Annotated in this window: 17 protein-coding genes; 14 read left to right on the forward strand and 3 right to left on the reverse strand. The window is 63.0% G+C overall.

Annotated elements, in window-relative coordinates; genetic code table 11:
- The first annotated feature begins 116 nt into the window (after positions 1 to 116).
- A complete protein-coding gene (gene mhpT / locus AB3X95_RS16040) occupies positions 117 to 1,346 on the forward strand; it encodes a 3-(3-hydroxy-phenyl)propionate transporter MhpT (protein WP_176120509.1) in 1,230 nt (409 codons plus the stop codon).
- Between the two features lie 72 nt (positions 1,347 to 1,418).
- Here the strand turns inward: mhpT and AB3X95_RS16045 are convergent, their stop codons facing one another.
- A complete protein-coding gene (locus AB3X95_RS16045) occupies positions 1,419 to 2,303 on the reverse strand; it encodes an amidohydrolase family protein (RefSeq protein ID WP_176120510.1) in 885 nt (294 codons plus the stop codon).
- A gap of 33 nt (positions 2,304 to 2,336) precedes the next feature.
- Positions 2,337 to 2,780 (reverse strand): MarR family winged helix-turn-helix transcriptional regulator, encoded by a 444-nt coding sequence (locus AB3X95_RS16050; RefSeq protein WP_368621870.1) that lies wholly within the window; start codon positions 2,778 to 2,780, stop codon positions 2,337 to 2,339.
- A gap of 175 nt (positions 2,781 to 2,955) precedes the next feature.
- On the opposite strand from AB3X95_RS16050, the gene AB3X95_RS16055 reads away from it, so the two are divergent.
- The 5 genes from AB3X95_RS16055 to AB3X95_RS16075 all read left to right on the forward strand — a co-directional run bounded on the left by AB3X95_RS16055 (position 2,956) and on the right by AB3X95_RS16075 (position 10,122).
- Positions 2,956 to 3,783, forward strand: a complete 828-nt coding sequence (locus AB3X95_RS16055; RefSeq protein ID WP_176107413.1) for a p-hydroxycinnamoyl CoA hydratase/lyase — start codon at positions 2,956 to 2,958, stop codon at positions 3,781 to 3,783.
- A gap of 38 nt (positions 3,784 to 3,821) precedes the next feature.
- Positions 3,822 to 5,273: an aldehyde dehydrogenase gene (locus AB3X95_RS16060; protein ID WP_368621871.1), complete on the forward strand. Its 1,452-nt coding sequence runs from the start codon at positions 3,822 to 3,824 to the stop codon at positions 5,271 to 5,273.
- 270 nt (positions 5,274 to 5,543) lie between these two features.
- Positions 5,544 to 7,424, forward strand: a complete 1,881-nt coding sequence (locus AB3X95_RS16065; RefSeq protein WP_368621872.1) for a feruloyl-CoA synthase — start codon at positions 5,544 to 5,546, stop codon at positions 7,422 to 7,424.
- A gap of 17 nt (positions 7,425 to 7,441) precedes the next feature.
- Complete coding sequence (locus AB3X95_RS16070) at positions 7,442 to 9,226, forward strand: acyl-CoA dehydrogenase family protein (protein ID WP_368621873.1); 1,785 nt, start codon at positions 7,442 to 7,444, stop codon at positions 9,224 to 9,226.
- A 143-nt stretch (positions 9,227 to 9,369) separates the two neighbouring features.
- Positions 9,370 to 10,122: an SDR family NAD(P)-dependent oxidoreductase gene (locus AB3X95_RS16075; protein WP_176368481.1), complete on the forward strand. Its 753-nt coding sequence runs from the start codon at positions 9,370 to 9,372 to the stop codon at positions 10,120 to 10,122.
- Between the two features lie 28 nt (positions 10,123 to 10,150).
- Here the strand turns inward: AB3X95_RS16075 and ppk2 are convergent, their stop codons facing one another.
- A complete protein-coding gene (gene ppk2, locus AB3X95_RS16080; RefSeq protein ID WP_176368482.1) occupies positions 10,151 to 10,966 on the reverse strand; it encodes a polyphosphate kinase 2 in 816 nt (271 codons plus the stop codon).
- A gap of 233 nt (positions 10,967 to 11,199) precedes the next feature.
- On the opposite strand from ppk2, the gene AB3X95_RS16085 reads away from it, so the two are divergent.
- The 8 genes from AB3X95_RS16085 to AB3X95_RS16120 all read left to right on the forward strand — a co-directional run bounded on the left by AB3X95_RS16085 (position 11,200) and on the right by AB3X95_RS16120 (position 21,221).
- A complete protein-coding gene (locus AB3X95_RS16085; protein ID WP_176120517.1) occupies positions 11,200 to 11,880 on the forward strand; it encodes a hypothetical protein in 681 nt (226 codons plus the stop codon).
- 340 nt (positions 11,881 to 12,220) lie between these two features.
- A complete protein-coding gene (locus tag AB3X95_RS16090; protein ID WP_368621875.1) occupies positions 12,221 to 12,766 on the forward strand; it encodes a YSC84-related protein in 546 nt (181 codons plus the stop codon).
- 776 nt (positions 12,767 to 13,542) lie between these two features.
- Positions 13,543 to 14,991, forward strand: coding sequence for an ATP-binding protein (locus AB3X95_RS16095; protein WP_368621876.1), 1,449 nt, complete (start codon positions 13,543 to 13,545; stop codon positions 14,989 to 14,991).
- A 5-nt stretch (positions 14,992 to 14,996) separates the two neighbouring features.
- A complete protein-coding gene (locus tag AB3X95_RS16100; protein ID WP_176120520.1) occupies positions 14,997 to 15,620 on the forward strand; it encodes a response regulator transcription factor in 624 nt (207 codons plus the stop codon).
- A gap of 150 nt (positions 15,621 to 15,770) precedes the next feature.
- Positions 15,771 to 16,160: a response regulator transcription factor gene (locus tag AB3X95_RS16105; protein WP_018437393.1), complete on the forward strand. Its 390-nt coding sequence runs from the start codon at positions 15,771 to 15,773 to the stop codon at positions 16,158 to 16,160.
- A gap of 155 nt (positions 16,161 to 16,315) precedes the next feature.
- The gene (locus AB3X95_RS16110; RefSeq protein WP_176368485.1) at positions 16,316 to 16,708 is read left to right on the forward strand and encodes a hypothetical protein; all 393 of its coding nucleotides are present in this window, start codon (positions 16,316 to 16,318) and stop codon (positions 16,706 to 16,708) included.
- 16 nt (positions 16,709 to 16,724) lie between these two features.
- Positions 16,725 to 17,975 carry an efflux RND transporter periplasmic adaptor subunit gene (locus AB3X95_RS16115; protein WP_368621877.1) on the forward strand — a complete coding sequence of 417 codons (1,251 nt, stop codon included), beginning with the start codon at positions 16,725 to 16,727 and terminating at the stop codon, positions 17,973 to 17,975.
- Between the two features lie 12 nt (positions 17,976 to 17,987).
- The gene (locus tag AB3X95_RS16120; RefSeq protein WP_368621878.1) at positions 17,988 to 21,221 is read left to right on the forward strand and encodes an efflux RND transporter permease subunit; all 3,234 of its coding nucleotides are present in this window, start codon (positions 17,988 to 17,990) and stop codon (positions 21,219 to 21,221) included.
- Position 21,222: the final 1 nt, after the last annotated feature.

Here is a 21,222-nt window from a genome sequence, read left to right on the forward strand (position 1 = left end):
TTCTGATAAGTGACACAAAGATCATTGTCAGAAATCTTCTCCTTCCCATGGCCGCTTCGTCGAACGACGAAGCGTAGCTGGCCACTGGTAATTCAATCAAAGGTCAAGGAGACGTCATGTCAAGTGTTGCTAATCGGTCGAGTGCGGTGGGCTCCAGTACTGCACTAACGTTGGCATTGTGCTTTCTCGTCGCGGTGCTGGAGGGTATCGACCTGCAGTCCACCGGCGTTGCGGCGCCTCGGATGGCGCACGAGTTCGGCTTGTCGGTCGGCCAGTTGGGGCTCGCTTTCAGCGCCGGCATGTTGGGGCTTTTGCCGGGCGCGATGATCGGCGGCAGACTCGCCGACCGGATCGGCCGCAAGCGCGTTCTAATGATCTCAATGGCGGTATTCGGCATCTTCTCGATTGCGACCGCGCAGGTCTGGAGCTTCGAAAGTCTGCTGATTGCTCGCCTGCTGACGGGCATCGGGCTCGGCGGCGCGATGCCGAACCTGATCGCGTTGTCTTCCGAGGCGGTCGATCCGCGTCACCGCAACACGGCGGTCAGTGTCATGTATTGCGGTATGCCGGTCGGCGGCGCGCTTGCCGCATTGATCGCCGTGCTGAGCGCGGGTGCTACTGCGTGGCGTCATATCTTCTACGTAGGCGGAGTCGGACCGCTGCTCATCATTCCGCTGCTGATCGCGTTGCTGCCTGAGTCACGCGAATTCGCCGCCGAGTCGCGGGAATCGACTGAAGCGGACAAACCGCTGCTTTCGACGCGCGCAGTCCTGTTCGGCGAGGGGCGCGCCGCGGCGACGATCGGTATCTGGATCAGTTTCTTCTGTACGCTGATCGTTCTTTATTTCCTGCTGAACTGGTTGCCTTCGTTGACCGTGGGGCGCGGCATGAGCCGTTCGCAGGCCGGGATCGCACAGATCTTTTTCAACGTCGGCAGCGTGATTGGCGTGCTCGGCATCGGTCTGCTGATGGATCGCTTCAGACAAGGCCTGTCGGTCACGGCAATCTATGCGTGCATCGTCGGTGCGTTGGTCGCGCTTTCGCAGGTCGCCAGCATCGAGACGTTATCCGTTGCCGTGCTGTTCGCCGGCATGGGCGTCGTCGGCGCGCAGTCGATGCTGTATGCGCTGTCCGCCGCGAGCTATCCGACCAGCGTGCGGGGTACGGGCGTCGGCGCCGCGGTGGCGGTGGGACGCGTCGGTTCGATCGTCGGCCCCGCCGCCGCAGGGCAATTGCTGTCGATGGGAAAAAGCTCGGCCCTCGTTATCGGCGCGAGCGTGCCGGTGACCATCATCGCGGCGATTACGGCATTGCTCGTCATTCGCTCCAACGCCGCGAAACGCTAAGTATTCGTTGATGGACGGAGATGGCCCGGCGCTTTCGCGCCGGGCCATTTTTCATGCGTCATTCGCGATTCGTCATGCGTCGGCCCGCAAACCCAGCAAGCTGACGGCATTTTCTTTCAGAACGAGCGGCTTCACTTCGGGCTTGATGTCGAGCGTGTCGAAGTCCTCCAGCCAGCGGTCCGGCCGGATCAGCGGGAAGTCGGACGCGAACAGCACCTTGTTGCGCAACAGCGTATTCGCATACTTGACCAGCTCGGGCGAAAAGTACTTCGGCGACCAGCCCGACAGATCGATATACACGTTCGGCTTATGCAGCGCGATCGACAGCGCCTGCTCCTGCCACGGCCAGGACGGATGCGCGATCACGATCTTCATGTCTGGAAAGTCGACGGCCACATCGTCGAGATAGATCGGCTCCGAATACTTGAGGCGCAAGCCGCCGCCACCATGCATGCCCGAGCCCATGCCCGAATGTCCGCTGTGAAAGACCGCCGGCAGCCCGTACTCGGCGATCACTTCATATAGCGGGTACGCCATGCGGTCGTTGGCGAAAAAGCCCTGCATCGTAGGGTGAAACTTGAAGCCGCGCACGCCGTGCTCGTCGATGAGCCGCCGTGCTTCGCGCGCGCCGAACTTGCCTTTATGCGGATCGATGCTGGCGAACGCGATCATGATGTCGGCGTTGTTCTGCGCGAACTGCGCGACCTCTTCGTTCGAAATGCGACGGCGCCCGACGTTCGCTTCGCAGTCGACGGTAAACATCACGAAGCCGATCTTGCGCTCCCGATAGTGCTCGATCGTTTCGGGAATGGTCGGTCGGCGCCCTTGTTTGAGCACGGTGCCGAAGTACTTGTCGGCGGCTTCGTCGAATTCTTTGGCAAACAGGTCTGGCGGTTGACAGCACGACACCTCGGCATGCACGTGGGTGTCGATGGCCTTCAGTTGATCGATATTCAATGGCGTCTCCTATGTGTAATTAAGGCTGATGCGTCAGGCTGCGCGAAGATTGCGCACGCATGTCGACAGCAGGTCTTTCAGCATCTGTGAACCGTGTTCATCGATTTCGTCAAGCATCGATTGCTCGACCCTGTCGGCGGCACCGTCGCACTGATCCAGCAATGTTTCGCCGGCCTGCGTCAGCGACAGCAGCCCGACGCGACGGTTGAACGGATCGGCCACGCGCGTGACCCATCCGTTCGCTTCCATCGATTTGACGACCACGCTGGCCGCTTGCGGCGTGATCAACGAGCGCTGCGCGAGCTGCGCGTTCGACGAACGCGCGCGCGCCCGCAGCACCGACAGCGCCGTGTATTGCGGCAACGTCAGACCGTGCGACGCGAGCGCTTCGGAAAGCTGCCGCGTGAGAAACTTGTCGAGCTGCCCGGCAAGGTAGGTCAGACGCACCGGAGCGGCAGCATGCCTTCGATCGCGCACGTTGCGCCGCGCCGTGGCGCCTAGCGTGGTTGCGGACCCTGACGGCTTTCTCTTGATCGTTGGCATAGGCGGTTAGGGGTTTGTACCAAGACCTCTACATTGTACTTTACTTATCAGGTCGCCTGATATTAAATTGAGCTCAGGCCGCGAGGGCGGCATTGATACGGAGATGCAGATGAGTTACGAAGGACGCTGGAAAACGGTCAAGGTCGCGGTGGAAGGCGGAATCGCCTGGGTCACGTTCAATCGTCCGGAAAAGCGCAACGCGATGAGCCCGACGCTGAACAAGGAAATGATCGACGTTCTCGAGACGCTCGAACTCGACGCCGAAGCCCAGGTTCTCGTGCTGACCGGCGAGGGCAGCGCGTGGACGGCCGGCATGGACCTGAAGGAATATTTCCGCGAAGTGGACGCGGGTCCGGACGTGCTGCAGGAGCGGATTCGCCGCGACGCGAGCCGCTGGCAATGGCAATTGCTGCGCATGTACTCGAAGCCGACCATCGCGATGGTCAACGGCTGGTGCTTCGGCGGCGGCTTCTCGCCGCTCGTCGCCTGCGATCTGGCGATCGCAGCGGACGAAGCCGTGTTCGGCCTGTCCGAAATCAACTGGGGCATTCCGCCGGGCAACCTCGTGAGCAAGGCGATGGCCGATACTGTCGGGCATCGTGAAGCGCTGTACTACATCATGACGGGCGACACCTTCACGGGTCCGCAAGCCGCGAAGATGGGTCTCGTGAACAAGAGCGTGCCGCTCGCGCAACTGCGCGACGAAACGATCGCTCTCGCGGCGAAACTGCTGAACAAGAACCCGGTCGTGCTGCGCAATGCGAAGCATGGCTTCAAGCGTTCGCGCGAACTCACATGGGAGCAGAACGAAGACTACCTGTATGCGAAGCTCGACCAGGCGAATTATCGCGATCCGGAAGGCGGCCGCGAACAGGGCCTGAAGCAGTTCCTCGACGACAAGAGCATCAAGCCGGGCTTGCAGACCTACAAGCGCTAAGCGGAGCACTTCACCGCTACGACTGAGGAGACGAACACATGCATCAAACGAACCTGTTGATTGGCGGCGCGAAACGTGCCGCGTCGAACGGCAAGACTTTCGAGCGCATCAATCCCGCGACGGGCGCGGTGGCCACCCGCGCCGCGGCGGCCACCGTCGAGGACGCCGATGCGGCCGTCGCCGCCGCGGCGCGCGCGTTCCCGGCATGGGCGGCGCTCACGCCGACTGAACGGCGCAAACGCCTGCTCGCCGCCGCCGACCGCATGGACGCGCGCACGGCCGAGTTCATCGCGATCGGCGCGGCCGAAACGGGGGCGATGGCGAACTGGTACGGCTTTAACGTGATGCTCGCGGCCAACATGCTGCGCGAAGCCGCGGCGATGACCACACAGATCGACGGTGCGGTGATTCCTTCGGACGTGCCGGGCAGCCTCGCGATGGCCGTGCGTCAGCCGTGCGGTGTCGTGCTCGGCATGGCGCCGTGGAACGCGCCCGTGATTCTCGCGACGCGTGCGCTCGCGATGCCGCTCGCGTGCGGCAACACGGTCGTGCTGAAGGCGTCGGAAGGGTGTCCCGGCGTGCATGCGCTGATCGGCGAAGTGCTGAACGACGCGGGACTCGGCGAAGGCGTCGTCAACGTGCTCACGCATGCGCCGGAAGATGCGCCTGCGATCGTGGAGCGTCTGGTCGCGAATCCCGCCGTGAAGCGCGTGAATTTCACCGGATCGACGCGGGTCGGCCGCATCGTCGCCGAGCTTTCGGCGCGCCATCTGAAACCCGCGCTGCTCGAACTGGGCGGCAAGGCGCCGGTGCTCGTGCTCGACGACGCGGACCTCGACGCCGCGGTCGAAGGTATCGCGTTCGGCGCGTTCTTCAATCAAGGCCAGATCTGCATGTCGACGGAACGCGTGGTCGTCGATCGCAAGGTTGCCGATGCGTTCGTCGAGAAGCTCGTCGCGAAAGCGCGCACGCTGAAGGCAGGCGATCCGACGCAGCCGGGCTCGATTCTCGGCACGCTGGAGAGCGAAGCCGCCGCGCGGCGCATTCGCGCGCTCGTCGAAGATGCCCGCGAAAAGGGTGCGAAGCTGCCGCTCGGTTGCGAGGTGAACGGCGCGATCATGCAGCCGGTGATTGTCGAGAACGTTACCCGCGAGATGAAGCTCTATGCTGACGAATCGTTCGGCCCGGTGGTGACGGTACAGCGCGTGGACGGCGACGAAGAGGCGCTGACGGTCGCCAACGACAGCGAGTACGGCTTGTCGGCGGCCGTGTTCAGCCGCGATATTGCACGTGCGATGAACGTCGCGAAACGCATCGAGTCGGGCATCTGCCACATCAACGGCCCGACCGTGCACGACGAGGCGCAGATGCCGTTCGGCGGCGTGAAGGCGAGCGGTTATGGGCGCTTCGGCAGCAAGGCGTCGATTCCCGAGTTCACCGAGTTGCGCTGGATCACGGTGCAGACGAGCCCGCGTCATTATCCGATCTAGGCGTCGGCTCCCGGCCGCAATGCCCTAAGGGTAGGAAAAGCGATACAACCAACATGGGACCAGAGTAAGCGCTAAAGCGCTAACTCTGGTCGACCGCGATAGATCGCATGGGACCAGAGTAAGCGCTAAAGCGCTAACTCTGGTCGACCGCGATGGATCGCATGGGACCAGAGTAAGCGCTAAAGCGCTAACTCTGGTCGACCGCGATGGATCGCATGGGACCAGAGTAAGCGCTAAAGCGCTAACTCTGGTCGACATAGGAGACAGGTTTTGGAATCGGAGCACGGCCACGCAAGCTCTCTGGCGACCGGATACCGGAGCGTCGCCATCGGAGCGCCTTCCTCGCGGATCGAGAAACGCGGCGACTGCTGGTACCTCGAGTCACTTGAACCTCTGGGCCCGTTTCCGGAGCGCTTTACCGACCGCTTGCTGAGCGGCGCACGCGCGCATCCCGACCGGCTGCTCGTCGCGCGACGCGATGCCAATGGCGCGTGGCAAGGCATCACATATGCGCAAATGCTCGAGCGCGCGCGTGCGATCGGGCAGGCGCTGCTCGATCGCGATCTCAGCGCCGAGCGCCCGTTGGTGATCCTGTCGGGCAACAGCGTCGAACATATGCAGCTCGCACTCGGCGCGATGTGGGCCGGTATCGCTTATGCACCGGTGTCGCCGGCCTATTCGTTGATGTCGGGCGATTACGGAAAGCTGCGCCATGTCCTCGAACTGCTCAAACCGGGTCTGGTCTACGCGGACGATATCGGTGCATATACAACCGCGCTCGATGCCGCGCTGGATAGCGAAGTTGAACGTGTCAGCGCGGCGCCCGCGCCGACCGCGTCCAGGGTGACGCGCTTTAGCGCATTGCTCGACACCGTCCCGCGCGACGTCGACGCGGCCAACGTGCGCGTGAATGGCGACACGATTGCGAAGTTCCTGTTCACGTCCGGCTCGACGAACCTGCCGAAAGCCGTGCCGACCACGCATCGCATGCTGTGCGCAAACCAGCAGATGCTGCTCGAAACCTTTCCGCAGTTCGGCATCGAGCCGCCGGTCCTCGTCGACTGGCTGCCGTGGAATCACACGTTCGGCGGCAGCCACAACGTCGGCATCGTGCTGTACAACGGTGGCACGCTTTACATCGACGACGGCAAACCCATCGCCGGCAAATTCGACGAGACGCTGCGCAATCTGCGTGAGATCGCGCCGACCATCTACTTCAACGTGCCGAAGGGTTGGGAAGAACTGACCATCGCGCTGGAAAAGGATGCGGTGTTGCGCGAGCGGTTTTTCTCGCGCGTGAAGATGTATTTCTTCGCGGGCGCCGGTCTGTCGCAGGCGGCGTGGGAGCGTCTGGAACGCGTGACGCTCGAACATTGCGGAGAACGCATCCGCATCATGGCCGGGCTCGGCATGACCGAAACCGCCCCGTCGTGTCTGTTCACCACGGGACCCGTATCGTGCGCCGGCTATATCGGCTTGCCGCCGCCGGGGTGCCAGGCCAAGATCGCGCCCGTCGATGGCAAATTCGAAGCGCGCTTTCGCGGCCCTCACGTGATGGGCGGTTACTGGCGCGCATCGCCGGCGCTTCAGAGCAGCGTGTTCGACGACGAAGGCTACTACCGCACCGGCGACGCCGTGCGTTTCGTCGACCCGCAACGTCCGGAACTGGGCCTGATGTTCGATGGCCGCATTGCGGAAGACTTCAAGCTGGCGTCGGGAACCTTCGTCAGCGTTGGGCCGATGCGCGCGCGCATCATCAGCGAAGGGGCGCCCTACGTTCAGGATGCGGTCATTACGGGGATGAACCGTGACGAAGTCGGCGTGATGATTTTTCCGCGCCTCGACGCGTGTCGCGCATTGGCGGGTTCGCCCGCGGATGCGAGCACGGAGGAGGTGCTCAACACGGCCGCCGTGCGCGATTTCTTCAGCGAACTCGTCGAGCGGCTGAATCGGAGTGCGACGGGCAGTGCGTCGTTCATTGCCCGCATGCACCTGCTGAGCGCGCCGCCGTCGCTCGACCTGGGCGAGATCACCGACAAAGGCTCGATCAATCAGCGCGCCGTGCTCCAGCACCGCGCCGCGCTCGTGGAAGCTATGCACGAAGCCGACGCAGCCGACGCGACGGTGATCCATGCGCGCAAAGGCAGCTAGTCCGGGGACACGAAGAAATGACGTTGACTTATAAGGCGCCGCTGCGCGACATGCGCTTCGTGATGGACGAGTGGCTCGACGCCGCGTCGTGGTGGCGCGAGGTGCCCGACTGGCAGGATCTCGACTCGCAGACGGCGCAGCAGGTGCTGGAGGAAGCGGCGCGTTTCGTCGAGGAGCGCATCGCGCCGCTGAACGCGAGCGCGGATCTCGAAGGATGTCGTTTCGATGCGGGCAAGGTGACGACGCCCGCGGGCTTTCGCGAGTCCTACGCGGAGTTCGTCGAAGCGGGTTGGCCGACGCTGTCGCTCGACGCCGGGCACGGCGGACAGGGCCTGCCGCAGCTTCTCGACGTCGCACTGCAGGAAATGCTCGCGGGCGCCAATCATGCGTGGTTGATGTCCCCTGGGCTCACGCACGGCGCGACTGCCTGCTTGCAGATGCATGGCAGCGAGCGCATGAAAACAGAGTTGCTGCCGAAAGTCGCGAGTGGCGAGTGGCTATCGACGATGTGTCTGACCGAGCCCCAGGCCGGCAGCGATGTCGGCCTGATCCGTTCGCGTGCGACAGAAGCACCGGGCACCGACGGGTATTTCATCGACGGCAGCAAGATCTTCATCAGCGGCGGCGCGCACGACCTGACGGAGAACATCGTTCATCTGGTGCTCGCCCGTTTGCCCGATGCGCCATCCGGTACGAAAGGGTTGTCACTGTTCGTCGTGCCGGAATGGCTCGAAGACGGCGACGGTGGGCGCTCGCGCAATGGTGTCCATTGCGAAGGCATCGAAAAGAAAATGGGCCTGAAGGGCAGCCCAACCTGCACGATGCGCTTCGAACGCGCTTTCGGTTGGCTCGTCGGGGAGCCGCATCGCGGCCTGGCTTGCCTGTTCGTGATGATGAATGCGGCGCGCCTGCAGGTCGCGATGCAAGGCCTCGGGCATGCGCACACCGCGTGGCAACGCGCGCATGCTTACGCGCAGGAACGCGCGCAGATGCGCGCGGTCAGCGTGCCGCCCGGCGTGACCGTCGCGGCGGGGCAGGCTGCGCCGATCGCGTTTCATCCGGCCATGCGACGGATTCTGATGGAGCTGCGGGCGATCGTCGAAGGCGAGCGCGCAATCGGTTACTGGACCGCGCATTGGCTCGACATCGCCGCGCATCATGCCGATGCCGACGAGCGAGACCGGGCGGCGCAGCTCGCATCGTTGCTCACGCCGGTTGCGAAGGCGTTTTTTACGGCCAATGGATTCGACGCCGCATCGAAGGCATTGCAGGTGTTCGGCGGTTACGGCTACATCCACGAGTACGGCATCGAACAGACGTTGCGCGATAGCCGCGTGTCGATGTTGTACGAAGGCACCAACGAGATTCAGGCGATCGATCTGCTGGTTCGGAAGGTGCTGCCGGACGGGGCTGGAGCCCTCGATATCCTGCTTCGTCACGTGCGCGCCGAAGCGCGGTTGTGCCAGGAGTCCGATCCGCTGGTTCGTTCTGCGGGTGCGAAGCTCGAACAACTCGCGGAGATAGTCGGGAATACGACGCGGATGATCAAGGCACGCCATGCGCAAGACCCGGAGACGGCCTACCGCGTCGCGGACGACTATCTCGCGATGCTTGGCTGGATGCTGCTGGCATTCGCGTGGGCGCGCACGCTGCGAATTGCGACGCCGCAATGCGAGGCCGAAGCGTTCTACGTGCAGAAACGGGACACGGGCCGCTTCTTCTTCGACTACCCGCTCGCGTCCTTCGCTTATCGCCGCAGCCTCGTTGAAGCCGGTTGCGAGGCAGCGCTGCCCTACGTTTGAAAGTCAGCGGCAGCTCGACAACTCCGACGATTCGATTCGCCAGCCGATCCGACGAAAGTCGCCTAAGCTGATGACACCATGCAAGCATGTACCTGGTGCCGTGAAGCCTGTCGTGCCACGGGTACGACCCAAAGGAGAGTGCGATGACTGAAGCTGTCGGAAACGCGGCGAACGCGCGTGTCGCGTGGATTGCCGGAGTGGGCGCGAGCGCCGGGCTAGGGGCCGCGCTCGCGCGCCGTTTTGCTCGCGAGGGTCTGCGCGTCGCGGTGACGGGCCGTTCGCGCGATCGGCTCGATACGATCGTCGACGAAATCCGGCGTGCCGGAGGGCAAGCCGATGCATTGCCCGGCGACGTGACGAGCGAGAGCGAACTCGCCGCCATTGCGCGCCAGCTCGCCGGCCACGGCACGCTCGAAGTCGCGATTTTCAACGCTGCCGGCGCAACGCGTGGACCGACGCTCGAATTGAGCGCCGAGCAGTTCGAGGCGGCATGGCGCGTCATCACCCTTGGCGGTTTTCTGTTCGCGCGAGCGTCGTTGCCGGCCTTACTGGCAGCAGGACGAGGCTCGCTGCTGTTCACGGGCGCCACCGCGTCGCTGCGCGGGCGGCCGCCGTTTGCCGCATTCGCCGCGGCCAAAGCCGGCTTGCGCTCGCTCACGCAGAGCCTCGCGCGCGAGTTCGGGCCGCGCAATATTCATGTAGCGCACGTGGTGGTGGATGGCGGCATCGACGGCGAACGTCTGCGCACGTCCGCGCCGCAATACGTGGCCGAACGCGGCCCGGACGGCCTGCTGAACCCCGACGACATCGCCGAAGCATACTGGCACCTGCATCGGCAGGGACGCAGCGCGTGGTCGCAGGAAATCGACCTGCGCCCGTTCAACGAGTCGTTCTAGCGAGGTGAGGCGAACTACACCTGCCTCATCAATACCGCTCGGCCACATATTTAAACGGATAGTCTGGTTCCTTATAGCCGTCCGGCTTTTGCCGTTTCGGCAGCGAGACTTTCTTGCGGGCAGGCTGCTTATACGGAACCCTCTGAAGCATGTCGCTGATGATGTTCAGCCGCGCGCGCCGCTTGTCGTTGGAGTTCGCCAGGTACCACGAGGCGAAGTCGGTGTCCGACGCCGCGAGCATCTCATCGCGGGCGCGCGAGTAGTCATACCATCGGCTATAGGATTTCAGGTCCATGTCGGTCAGCTTCCAGAGCTTGCGGCCGTCGTTGATGCGCGCTTCGAGCCGGCGAGTCTGTTCCTCGGGGCTGACCTCCAGCCAGTATTTGAGCAGGATGATCCCGGAATGAACGATCGCCCGCTCGACGAGCGGCACCGCCTTGAAGAAGTCCTGCACGTCATCTTCGGAGCAAAAGCCCATCACGCGCTCCACGCCCGCGCGGTTGTACCAGCTACGGTCGAAGATGACGACCTCGCCCGCGGCCGGCAAGTGCGGCACGTAGCGCTGCATATACATTTGGCTTTTTTCGCGTTCGCTCGGCGCCGGAAGCGCGACCACGCGGAACACGCGCGGACTGACGCGCTCGGTCATCGCCTTGATCGTGCCGCCTTTGCCCGCGCCGTCACGACCCTCGAAGACGATGCAGATCTTCGCTCCCGTTTGCACGACCCATTCCTGCAGCTTGACGAGTTCGACATGCAGATCGAACAACGCCTTGCGATACTCCTTGTACGACAGCGACCTGTCTTTCTCGGGCTGCCCGTTTTCCGACTTCGTTTTGGTCATACTCTTCTCCCCAGCGCGGACTGTTCCAGGGTACTGCGCAATGATCCATTCCCAAGGTAGAGCGCGGCGCGAAGCAGGGCCATACGACCTTGGTCCAATATCGTCGGTACAGGGCGCGCTGTATGCTCTGGGCGTTTGCTCGCGCGAGCCCGATCCGACTGTCCTCGCGGTACCTCGTCCATAAGCCGGCGAAGCGCGCGCGATAGTTCGACGCCATCGCCACGGGAGGCCTCATGGATGCCACCGGTCACACGGAGCGGGAAAACGTCGGCGACAGGGAGCCGGTCCTCGACGTCGTCGATCGAGTGTGCGAGTTGTGTTTCGGCCTCTTCATGGCGCTGACCTTCGTCGGTACCGTCTCGGCCGTCGGCGCGGGTGCGGACGCGGGGCACAAGATGTTCTACACCGCGCTCGGCTGCAATCTTGCCTGGGGCCTCGCGGACGCGGTGATGTACCTCGTGCGTACGCTGGTGTCTCGCGGCAGACGTATGACGGTTGCGCATTCCGTGCGAAGTGAGCCGGATGCGGCCGCGGGCGTTCGGGCGCTTCGCGATGCGATGGCGTCATGGCTCAAGCCGTTGATCGGCGACACGGAGCTCGAATCCATCCGCAGGCGTGTTGCCGCGCGGCCGGATCTGCCGCAGCGAGCCATATTCGTGCGCGACGATTTCGTCGCCGCCGCGGCTATCTTCGTGCTCGTCGTTGCCTCGACGTTCCCGGTCGCGTTGCCCTTCGTGCTGTTCGCGCACGTCCCGACCGCGCTGATCGTCTCCCGTGTATTGACCATTGCGATGTTATTCGGCAGCGGCATGGCGCTGGGCCAATACGCGGGATTTCGCGGCTGGCAAGCCGGCCTTGCGATGGCGGCGGTCGGCGTGCTGCTCACGATGGCGATCATCGCGCTCGGCGGATGATCGATGTCCTCTGGCTTCGCGTTTCGCTCAGCATCCGCATTGCGCTACCTGTAAGACCAAGGTCCGATTCCGCAGCGGTTTCAGCGTGACATCATGTATCTGCAAGCGTTGTAGTCGTCGCTCCGGTTACTTAAGAGCGACGCTTCCAATGCTCGCTACATGCGCTCGGAAGATCGACGCGCGGCGGTGGCATTGATGGTTCCTTGGGCGGCTATGCCGCTTCACGGCAGAGAAAAAAGATCGAGGCTTCCAGACATCACGACTGGCGACTCGGATCGTAACCAGAACGGAGTCGAAAGTGAACAGACGGAACTTTGTGCACACGCTCGCGCTAACATCCATGGCAGCGAGTCTGGCTTTGGCGGGTTGCACGACGACCGGAGGCAGTGGCGAAAGCGCCACTACCGACGCCGCCAAACGGCAGGAGATCGACGCGGCCGTGAACGGTGCGCTGTCGAAATTGTTCGATACGGTGCAAGGCTCGCACGAGCTCGTATCGAAAGCGCAGGGCGTGCTGGTGTTTCCTTCGGTGAAGAAGGCGGCGTTCATCGTCGGTGGCGAGTACGGTGAAGGCGCATTGCGCGTCGGCGGAGCGACGGTGGGCTATTACAGTACCGCCGCGGCTTCGTTCGGATTGCAGGCCGGCGCGCAGTCGACCGCTGTGTTTTTCCTGTTCATGACGCAGGCTTCGCTCGACAAATTCCGCAACTCGAAGGGCTGGTCGGCGGGCGCCGATGCGTCGGTTTCGCTGCTGAAAGTCGGGGCTAACGGCGCGATCGATACCTCGTCGGCGACCGCCGAGGTCATGGCGATGGTCTTGACCAACACGGGCTTGATGGCCGACGTGTCGGTGGCTGGCACCAAGGTTACGCGGATGAATTTGTAACCGGACGCGGCAAGCAGCGGCATTCGATCGATCGTCATGACGCCGTCATCCAGCGGCGCGTCGCATGCTTTGGCATGGCGACGCGCCGGTTATGGTTTTTGGCGGACCCACCTCAGCCGGCCTCCCTATCATCCCTCCCGTTGTTCTCACGAAACGCTGCGAACCAGATGCGCTCTTGCCTCGCGGCTGCGCTGCCTTTGATCTGCACTGACCGTCCTGCTTATTCAATACCGGTAGAAAAGACGACGTTAGTCATCTGCCTGGCATAGATTATTTTTCCGGGTGAAGAAACCAAATGATTCACCGCAAGAATGGTGGCGATAAAAGGTTGACTTGCATCAAAAACATATTTCCAGGAAATTAATTAAATTAGAGGGCTGGCATTGCGCATACCCGCTGGCTCGGTGATTCGCATTGAATTTACCGTTGAGTTTCCCTTTGAAAGCGCTATCGCGCAGAGAGAGCATTGCGGCGCGAAACGGCGATGTTCCTGGTCTGCTAACTTTTGCCTCACGCCGCAATAATTAACTGCCTAACAAACTCAGTCGCCATTTGCCGGTTCATGGTGGACAACGCGAAAAACTGATGAGTATTTTCCCGAGTAAGTGGCATAAATTACGGTCTCCTGTCGGTAATTGATTCTGGATATCCTATACTGACTTCCAGCCACCAGAAGTGCGAAGTACCGATTGTGAAGTCAATTATTTGGTTCGAAGCCCAACGATAAAGACGTCGCAGTTGTACAGAATCCGTTCGCACTGGACCCGGAGGTGCCAATGATTAATCTGATCGCGCATGGCAGACACCTGGCGATCGGGGTAGCGGGAATCCTCACGGCACTGCACGCGCAACCGCGCCACATGGGCCAAAGCAACCCGTCGCAGATCGACAATGCGCGCAACGACGGTCCCCCACTATCCGGGCACGACCGTTCCAGACAGTCTTCACCTCGGCATCACCGGTTTCAGCGCGCTCGCGGTATCACCGGCGTGTCGAGCCGGCAGAGTACCCGCGATCCCCACGAGCCGCCGTACGGGTTGCCGGTGTGGCGGCGCTATGTCGTCGCTTGCTCGTCATGGTTGCGAGGCGAAGGCGATAGCGGCACGCGGCGCATGCTCGACGCGAGAGTGTCGCTGTGCGAGACACTCGAAATGTTGCCGGTCCCGATCGTCGCGATCGATCAGCGGGACCAGATCATCTTCGCGAACGCGCGGGCGGCGCAACTGTTCGGCTACACGGCGGAAGAGCTGATCGGCGCGCCGAGCGCCAAGCTGTTTCCGATCGACGGGTTCAACGCCGATCGGTCGGGCCCGGGCAATCGTGGCGCGAAGCTGCAACTCGGCGTCACGACCACGCAGAGTCTGATCGCGCGGCGGCGCGATGGCGGCGGCTTTCACGCGGAAGCGGAAACCACCCGTTGCCGCGTGCACGATCAGGAATTGCGGATCACTGCGATATCGGATTGCAGGGCGTGCGGCGAAGTCGATGGAAATACGAGGGATCTCGCGCATCTCGCGCGCGTTTCTTCATTGGGCGAACTGGCCGGATCGCTCGCGCACGAGTTGAAGCAGCCGCTTACCGCGATCCTCTTCAACGCGCAGGCCGCACGCAAATTCCTGGATTCGGAGACCACCAACGCGGTGGAGCTGCGCGAAGCGCTCGAAGACATCGTGGCCGACAATTGCCGCGCGAACGACGTGCTGCAGAAGATCCGCGCGTTGGTGCGCAAAGGCGATGTCGAGTTGCAGTTGCTGGACGCCGGCAACGTCGTGCGCGACACCGCGATGCTCGTGCATAGCGATGCGTTGACACGCGGCGTGCAGACGAGCTTCGACATTCCGGAGAATCTGGCGCTGATTTGCGGCGACAAGGTTCAGCTTCAGCAGGTGATCCTGAACCTGCTGCTGAATGCGTTCGACGCGGTCAAGGCTTGCCCTGCCGCGGACCGCCGCGTCGAAACGACGGTGCGCGAGGAAGCGGACGGGCTGATACGGATAACGGTAAAAGATTGCGGCCAGGGCCTCGACGTCGACAGCATGGAAAGGATTTTCCGGCCATTTTTCACCACCAAACCGCAGGGGCTCGGGCTGGGCCTGTCGATCAGCCGCACGATCGTCACGGCGCACCGCGGCCGGCTGTGGGCGGAAAACAACGAGGGCAAAGGGGCATCGTTTCACGTCACGCTTCCCGTCGCGACCGATATCCGACAGAGACTCGTGCCCTGATCATCATGAACCAGACCAACACTCGCGTCTTCATCGTCGACGACGACGGCAGCGTGCGCAGCGCGCTCGCCCGCTTGCTGCGCGCGTCCGGCTACCAGGTCGAATGCTTCGACAGTCCCGAGGCCTTTCTCGAACGAGCCGATTTGACGAGCATGCCGGCCTGCCTCGTTCTCGATCTGCAGATGCCGGGCATGACGGGACTCGAAGTGCAGCGCAAGCTCGATCAGCTGCTGCCGATCGTCTTTCTGACCGGCCACGGCGACATCGGCTCGAGCGTCGACGCGATGAAAGGCGGAGCCGTCGACTTCCTGCCCAAGCCGGTGCGCGACTCGCTGTTGCTCGCCGCGGTGGATCGCGCGCTCGCGCGCGCATGTGTGGAAAGCAGGCGGCGCCACGAACGCGAGGAAATAGAAGAGCGCATGCGGCATCTGACCCGCCGCGAGCGCGAAGTGATGGAGCTCGTCGTGACCGGCCGTCTGAACAAACAGGTTGCGAGCGATCTGGGAGCGGCCGAAAAAACGATCAAGATTCATCGGGCCCGCGTGATGGAGAAGATGAAGGCCCGATCGATCGTCGAACTCGTTCATCTGGTGCGAAAAGGCGGCCTTTGTACGGCCGACGAAGAATAATCGCCCGGCTCCCGCGTTGCGCCGCCACTTTCAGCGGCGCTGACCGACACCGCTAGTGGACCAAAGTCTTATATCTCATTGGGGTTTCAACCAGTACGCTAAGGCATCAGAGGTCCCCTTTCCGGAGCGGCCGCGCGTTCGCGCTGTCATATGGTCAACCCTAACCAATTCGTTGCGGTGGTCGACGATGACGAGTCGGTGTGCCGAGCTATCAAGCGTTTGCTGCATTCCGAAGGTATCAGGGCGGAGACGTTTTGCAGCGGTGACGAGTTCTTGAATGCGCTTGCGGCAATTCCGTCGTATCGGCCTGCCTGCGTGATTCTGGACGTCCAGATGCCGGGAACCAACGGTCTGGAAGTCCAGCGTCAGCTCGCGCAAATGGGCGTGCCGGTCATCATGATTACCGCCTACGAAGATCTCTCCGTCCGCCAGGCCGCGCTCGCGGCCGGCGCGGCCGCGTATCTGCGCAAGCCTTTCACCAGCGCGATTCTGTTCAAGGCGGTCGAGGTGGCCATCGGCGGTCCGCCGCCGACACCCTGAACGCGCGCCTTCGCACCGGAAGATATGAGACCAAGGTCCGATTGCCGCCGTTTCTTCGGATCACCAAACTGAACTCAGTCCAAGCGTCGAACCGAACGCCGGCTGCGCCGCGCGGAGCGCGGCAGCGTTCAGGGATAAAAGCGGGAGCGCAAGTGATGAAATCAATTTCGGTTTGTCTCGCGATTCTTCTCGGTGCCGCCGCGATGCAGGTGGACGCGGCGGACTTCGACGGCAGCAAGCGGCTGATGTGCGCGACGATCGACGCGCACGCCTGCGATCCGGGGATCGCCTGCACGCGCGCGTTGCCCGCGGATCTCGGTCTGCCGAAATTCCTGACGCTCGACTTCGACAAACGCGCGGTCGTCGGCCCCGCGCACACGACGCCGATGCTCTCGGTTACCAAAGAGGCGGATCAGCTCGTGATGCTTGGCAATGAGATGGGCTTTGGCTGGACGCTGGCCGTCGATTCGACGGACGGCGAGATGACGCTGATGATCGCGAACAGAAACGATGCCTTCGTGCTGTTCGGCAACTGCACGCCTTTGTAATCTGGCGGAGTGCGCGATGAAAACCGTACCCGTATGTTTGGCCTCGCCGCGGCCGGATTCTCGCGGCCCTCTCCCGTTGCTCGCCGTCGTCGCGGCACTGACGCTGCTCACGCTGCTCGCGTCGTGCAAGAAGGAAGCGCCACCGCAGGTGGCCGCCGTGCCGGAAGTGACCGTGATGACGGTCGTCCAGCAGGACACGCCGGTCGACTTCGAATTCACCGCGCAAACCCAGAGTTCGCGCGAAGTCGAGATCCGCTCGCGGGTGGACGGCTTTCTCGACAAGCGCATGTACACCGAAGGCACGTTGGTCAAGACGGGACAGACGCTGTTCCAGATGGACCGCAAGCCGTTCGAGGCCGCGCTGCAGACCGCGAAAGGGCAACTGGCCCAGCAGCAGGCGCGTCTCGAAGTCGCCAAGGCCAATCTCGCGCGCGTGCAACCATTGGCGGCGCAGAACGCGTTGAGCAAGAAGGATCTCGACGACGCTGTCGGCAACGAGAAGCAAAGCGCCGCGGCGGTGTTCGCCGCGCAGGGCGAAGTCGATACCGCGCAGCTGAACCTCGGCTACACGACGATCAAGTCTCCGCTGAACGGGCTGTCGAGCTTCGCGCGTCAGCAGGATGGCAGCTACGTGACGGCAACCGGCAACAGCAGCTTGCTGACCTACGTGTACCAGCTCGACCCGATGTGGGTGAACTTCAGCATTTCCGAGAACGAGCTGCTGAAGTACCGCGACGAAATCGCGGCCGGACGGCTGCGCTTTCCGCCGAACGACAATTTCTCCGTGCATCTGATTCTCGCCGATGGCACGCCCTATGCCGAGCAGGGCCAGATCGACTTCGCGAACCCGGCGTTCAACACGGAAACGGGAACCTTCCTCGTGCGCGCGACCTTCGCCAACCCGAAATACACCTTGCGTCCGGGGCAGTTCGTGAAGGCCCGCGTCGGCGGTGCGATCCGGCCCAACGCGACGCTGGTGCCGCAGCGCGCGGTGTTGCAGGGCGCGAAGAGTCACTTCGTGTGGGTCGTGGGTAACGATGCGAAGGCGCATCAGCGGGTCATCGAAGTCGGCGAGTGGCAGGGCGACAACTGGTTCGTGTCCGATGGACTGAAGGCGGGCGAGCGCATCGTCGTGGATGGCGCGCTGCGCGTCACCGCGGATTCGCAGCTGAAGATCGTCAAGGAGCTGCCGGCGGCCAAGGACTCGGCGGCCGTGGCGACGGCTGCATCGCAAAGTGGCGCGGCAGCGGCGGCCGCCGCCGAGTGACGGGGCGCCCACATGAATATCTCGCGCTACTGCATCGACCGGCCGATTTTCGCGTCGGTCATCTCGATCGTCATCACGCTCGGCGGCGCTATAGCGATGTTCGCGCTGCCGGTCGCGCAATACCCGGACGTCACGCCGCCGCAGATCACCGTGTCCGCGACTTACCCGGGCGCGAGCGCCGAGGTCGTCGCGAACAACGTCGCCGCGCCGATCGAGCAGCAGGTCAACGGCGCCGACAACATGATCTACATGAACTCGTCCAGTTCGTCGACCGGCAGTTTTACGCTCAACGTATTCTTCAACATCGGCACGAATCCCGAACTGGCCCAGGTCGACGTGCAGAACCGCGTGAATCTCGCGCTGCCTCAACTGCCGAGCTCGGTGCAGTCGCAGGGCGTTCAGGTCCAGAAGAAGTCGTCGGCGTTCATGATGGTGATCGCGGTCTATTCGCCCACCGACCGCTACGACGCGACCTATATCGCGAACTTCACGAACATCTACGTACTCGACGCGATCAAGCGGATTCCCGGCGCGAACCAGTCGTCCATATTCGGTAATCCAGACTACGCGATGCGAATATGGTTGAAGCCGGATCGAATGGCGCAACTGGGCGTGACGGCCGCCGACGTGCAGAAGGTCGTCGCGAACCAGAACCAGCAGTTCGCGGTCGGCAGCATCGGGCAGTCGCCAACGGGCTCGGCGGTGCAGCAGTCGTTCGCGGTCACGACCACGGGGCGCCTCGCCGAGCCGTCGCAGTTCGACAACATCATCGTGCGCGCGGCGAGCGGCGGCGCGGCGATCGTGCGCCTGAAGGACATCGGCCGCGCCGAGCTGGGCCAGAAGGACTACTCGATTCGCAGCCGCTTCCAGGGCAAGCCGGCCACGGTGTTGGCCGTGTATCAGCAGCCGGGCGCCAATGCGCTCGAAGTGTCGAAGCAGGTGCGCAAGACGCTCGCGGAGCTGAAGAAGTCGTTTCCGGAAGGCATGACCTACGAGATCGCGATGGACACGACCGAGTTTACGCGGGCGTCGATCTCGGACGTGATCCACACGTTCTTCGAAGCGCTGGTGCTCGTCGTGATCGTCGTGTTCGTGTTCCTGCAAAGCCTGCGTGCCACGCTGATTCCGATCGTCGCGGTGCCGGTGTCGATCGTCGGCACCTGCATGTTCATGCTGCTGGTGGGCTTTTCGATCAACATGCTGACCTTGTTCGGCATGGTGCTCGCGATCGGCATCGTCGTCGACGATGCGATCGTGGTGATCGAGAACGTCGAGCGCAACATGACGGTGCACAAGCTGTCGCCGAAAGAAGCCTCGAAAATGGCCATGGACGAAGTCGCCGGACCGGTCGTGGCGATCGTGCTGGTGCTGTGCGCGGTGTTCGTGCCGGTTGCGTTTCTCGGTGGCATCACCGGGCAGTTGTACAAGCAGTTCGCGATCACGATCGCGATTTCGGTGGTGCTGTCCGGCATCGTCGCGCTGACCTTGTCGCCGGCGCTCGCCGCATTGCTGCTGAAGAGCGCGCACCACGAGAAGAAGGGCTTTTTCCGCTGGTTCGACAATCAGTTCGCCCGCATGACGGCGGGCTATACGCGCGCGGTCAAAGTTATCATCAAGCGCTGCATCATGGGGCTCGTGTTCTTCGTCGCGTTGATCGCGCTCTCGGTGCTGATGGTGCGCTCGATTCCGTCCGCGTTCCTGCCGCCCGAGGACCAGGGCTATCTGCTCGGCGCGGTCATCATGCCGGACGCCGCGAGCCTCGACCGCACCGGCCAGGTATCGCAACGCATCACCGACTACTTCAAGAACCGGGAAGGCGTCGGCAGCATCACCACGATCGATGGGTTCAGCCTGCTCGACAGTCAGAACAAGAACAATGCCGGCACATTCTTCGTCGGCCTGAAGAGCTTCGACGAACGCTACACGCGGGACAACATCCGGACTCAGAATGCGCGCGCGCTTCTGCTCGACGCGTATAAGTACTTCTCGAACGTGCAGGAGGGCATCGTACTGCCGGTCAATCCGCCGTCGATTCCGGGGCTCGGCACGACGGGCGGCACGGAGGTGTGGATTCAGAGCAAGGGTGACGGCAACATCTCGCAGCTCGCGGGCGTGGTCGACCAGTTTTTGCAGAGAGCGCGGGCGCGTAAAGAACTGACTCGCGTGACGTCCACATTCAATGCGTCGTCGCAGCAACTGATGGTCAACGTCGATCGCGACAAGTCGGAGACGCTCGGCGTGCCGGTGGAAGACGTCTATAGCGCGATGCAGACGATGTTCGGCTCGCTGTACGTGTCGCAGTTCAACCGCGCGGCCCGGCTGTGGCAGGTGATCCTGCAGGCGGAGCCGTCATATCGGCTGAAGCCGACCGATCTCGATCAGATCTTCGTGCGCAGCACCAACGGCACGATGGTGCCGATCAAGGCGTTGGCGACCTACCGCTATGTGACGGGCCCGGACCTCGTCACCCGCTTCAATAACTTCCCGGCCGTCAAGGTCACGGCGAATGCCGCGCCGGGCTATAGCTCCGGGCAGGTGATCTCCACGCTCGAAGAACTCGCCGCGCAGATGCCGGACGGCTACGACGTCGCGTGGAGCGGCGAAGCGTTCGAAGAGCGGCAGTCGGGCGGCACCTCCGGTCTCGTGTTCGTATTCGGTCTCGTGATGGTGTTCCTGATCCTCGCCGCGCAGTACGAGAAATGGACGCTGCCGTTCGGCGTGCTGATGGCGGTGCCGTTCGCCCTCTTCGGCGCGCTGCTCGCGATCATGCTGCGCGGGCTGTCCAACGACGTCTACTTCCAGATCGGGCTGACGATGCTGGTCGCGCTCGCTGCGAAGAACGCGATCCTGATCTTCGAATTCGCGGTGCTCAACCGCGAGGGCGGCGCATCGGTCCTCGATGCGACGATGACCGCCGCGGAAGAACGGCTGCGTCCGATCGTGATGACCTCGCTCGCGTTCATTCTCGGCTGCGTGCCGCTCGCGATCGCGACGGGCGCATCGGCGAACAGCCGCCATTCGATCGGTACCGGTGTGATCGGCGGGATGCTGGGCGCCACGGCGATCGCGGTGTTCTTCATCCCGATGTTCTATTACCTGCTCGAATCGATGTCGTCGCGCTCGAAGGGAGGCAAAAAGTCGAAGCCGGACGCGCAGCACAGTGGCGGCGCGGGACGGGAGCCCTCGGCGGTGGCCGGGCCCGGTGCGTCGAGCGAGGCGCCGTCCGCGCCGCGGCAAGGTGAATGAC

This window comes from Paraburkholderia sp. BR13444 (assembly GCF_040948755.1).
Taxonomy (GTDB): Bacteria; Pseudomonadota; Gammaproteobacteria; order Burkholderiales; family Burkholderiaceae; genus Paraburkholderia; species Paraburkholderia youngii.

Coding starts and splice junctions, on each gene's coding strand:
- mhpT (WP_176120509.1), top strand. CDS start 117: ATGTCAAGTGTTGCTAATCGGTCGAGTGCGGTGGGCTCCAGTACTGCA.
- AB3X95_RS16055 (WP_176107413.1), top strand. CDS start 2,956: ATGAGTTACGAAGGACGCTGGAAAACGGTCAAGGTCGCGGTGGAAGGC.
- AB3X95_RS16060 (WP_368621871.1), top strand. CDS start 3,822: ATGCATCAAACGAACCTGTTGATTGGCGGCGCGAAACGTGCCGCGTCG.
- AB3X95_RS16070 (WP_368621873.1), top strand. CDS start 7,442: ATGACGTTGACTTATAAGGCGCCGCTGCGCGACATGCGCTTCGTGATG.
- AB3X95_RS16075 (WP_176368481.1), top strand. CDS start 9,370: ATGACTGAAGCTGTCGGAAACGCGGCGAACGCGCGTGTCGCGTGGATT.
- ppk2 (WP_176368482.1), bottom strand. CDS start 10,966: ATGACCAAAACGAAGTCGGAAAACGGGCAGCCCGAGAAAGACAGGTCG.
- AB3X95_RS16085 (WP_176120517.1), top strand. CDS start 11,200: ATGGATGCCACCGGTCACACGGAGCGGGAAAACGTCGGCGACAGGGAG.
- AB3X95_RS16090 (WP_368621875.1), top strand. CDS start 12,221: ATGGCAGCGAGTCTGGCTTTGGCGGGTTGCACGACGACCGGAGGCAGT.
- AB3X95_RS16095 (WP_368621876.1), top strand. CDS start 13,543: ATGATTAATCTGATCGCGCATGGCAGACACCTGGCGATCGGGGTAGCG.
- AB3X95_RS16100 (WP_176120520.1), top strand. CDS start 14,997: ATGAACCAGACCAACACTCGCGTCTTCATCGTCGACGACGACGGCAGC.
- AB3X95_RS16105 (WP_018437393.1), top strand. CDS start 15,771: ATGGTCAACCCTAACCAATTCGTTGCGGTGGTCGACGATGACGAGTCG.
- AB3X95_RS16110 (WP_176368485.1), top strand. CDS start 16,316: ATGAAATCAATTTCGGTTTGTCTCGCGATTCTTCTCGGTGCCGCCGCG.
- AB3X95_RS16115 (WP_368621877.1), top strand. CDS start 16,725: ATGAAAACCGTACCCGTATGTTTGGCCTCGCCGCGGCCGGATTCTCGC.
- AB3X95_RS16120 (WP_368621878.1), top strand. CDS start 17,988: ATGAATATCTCGCGCTACTGCATCGACCGGCCGATTTTCGCGTCGGTC.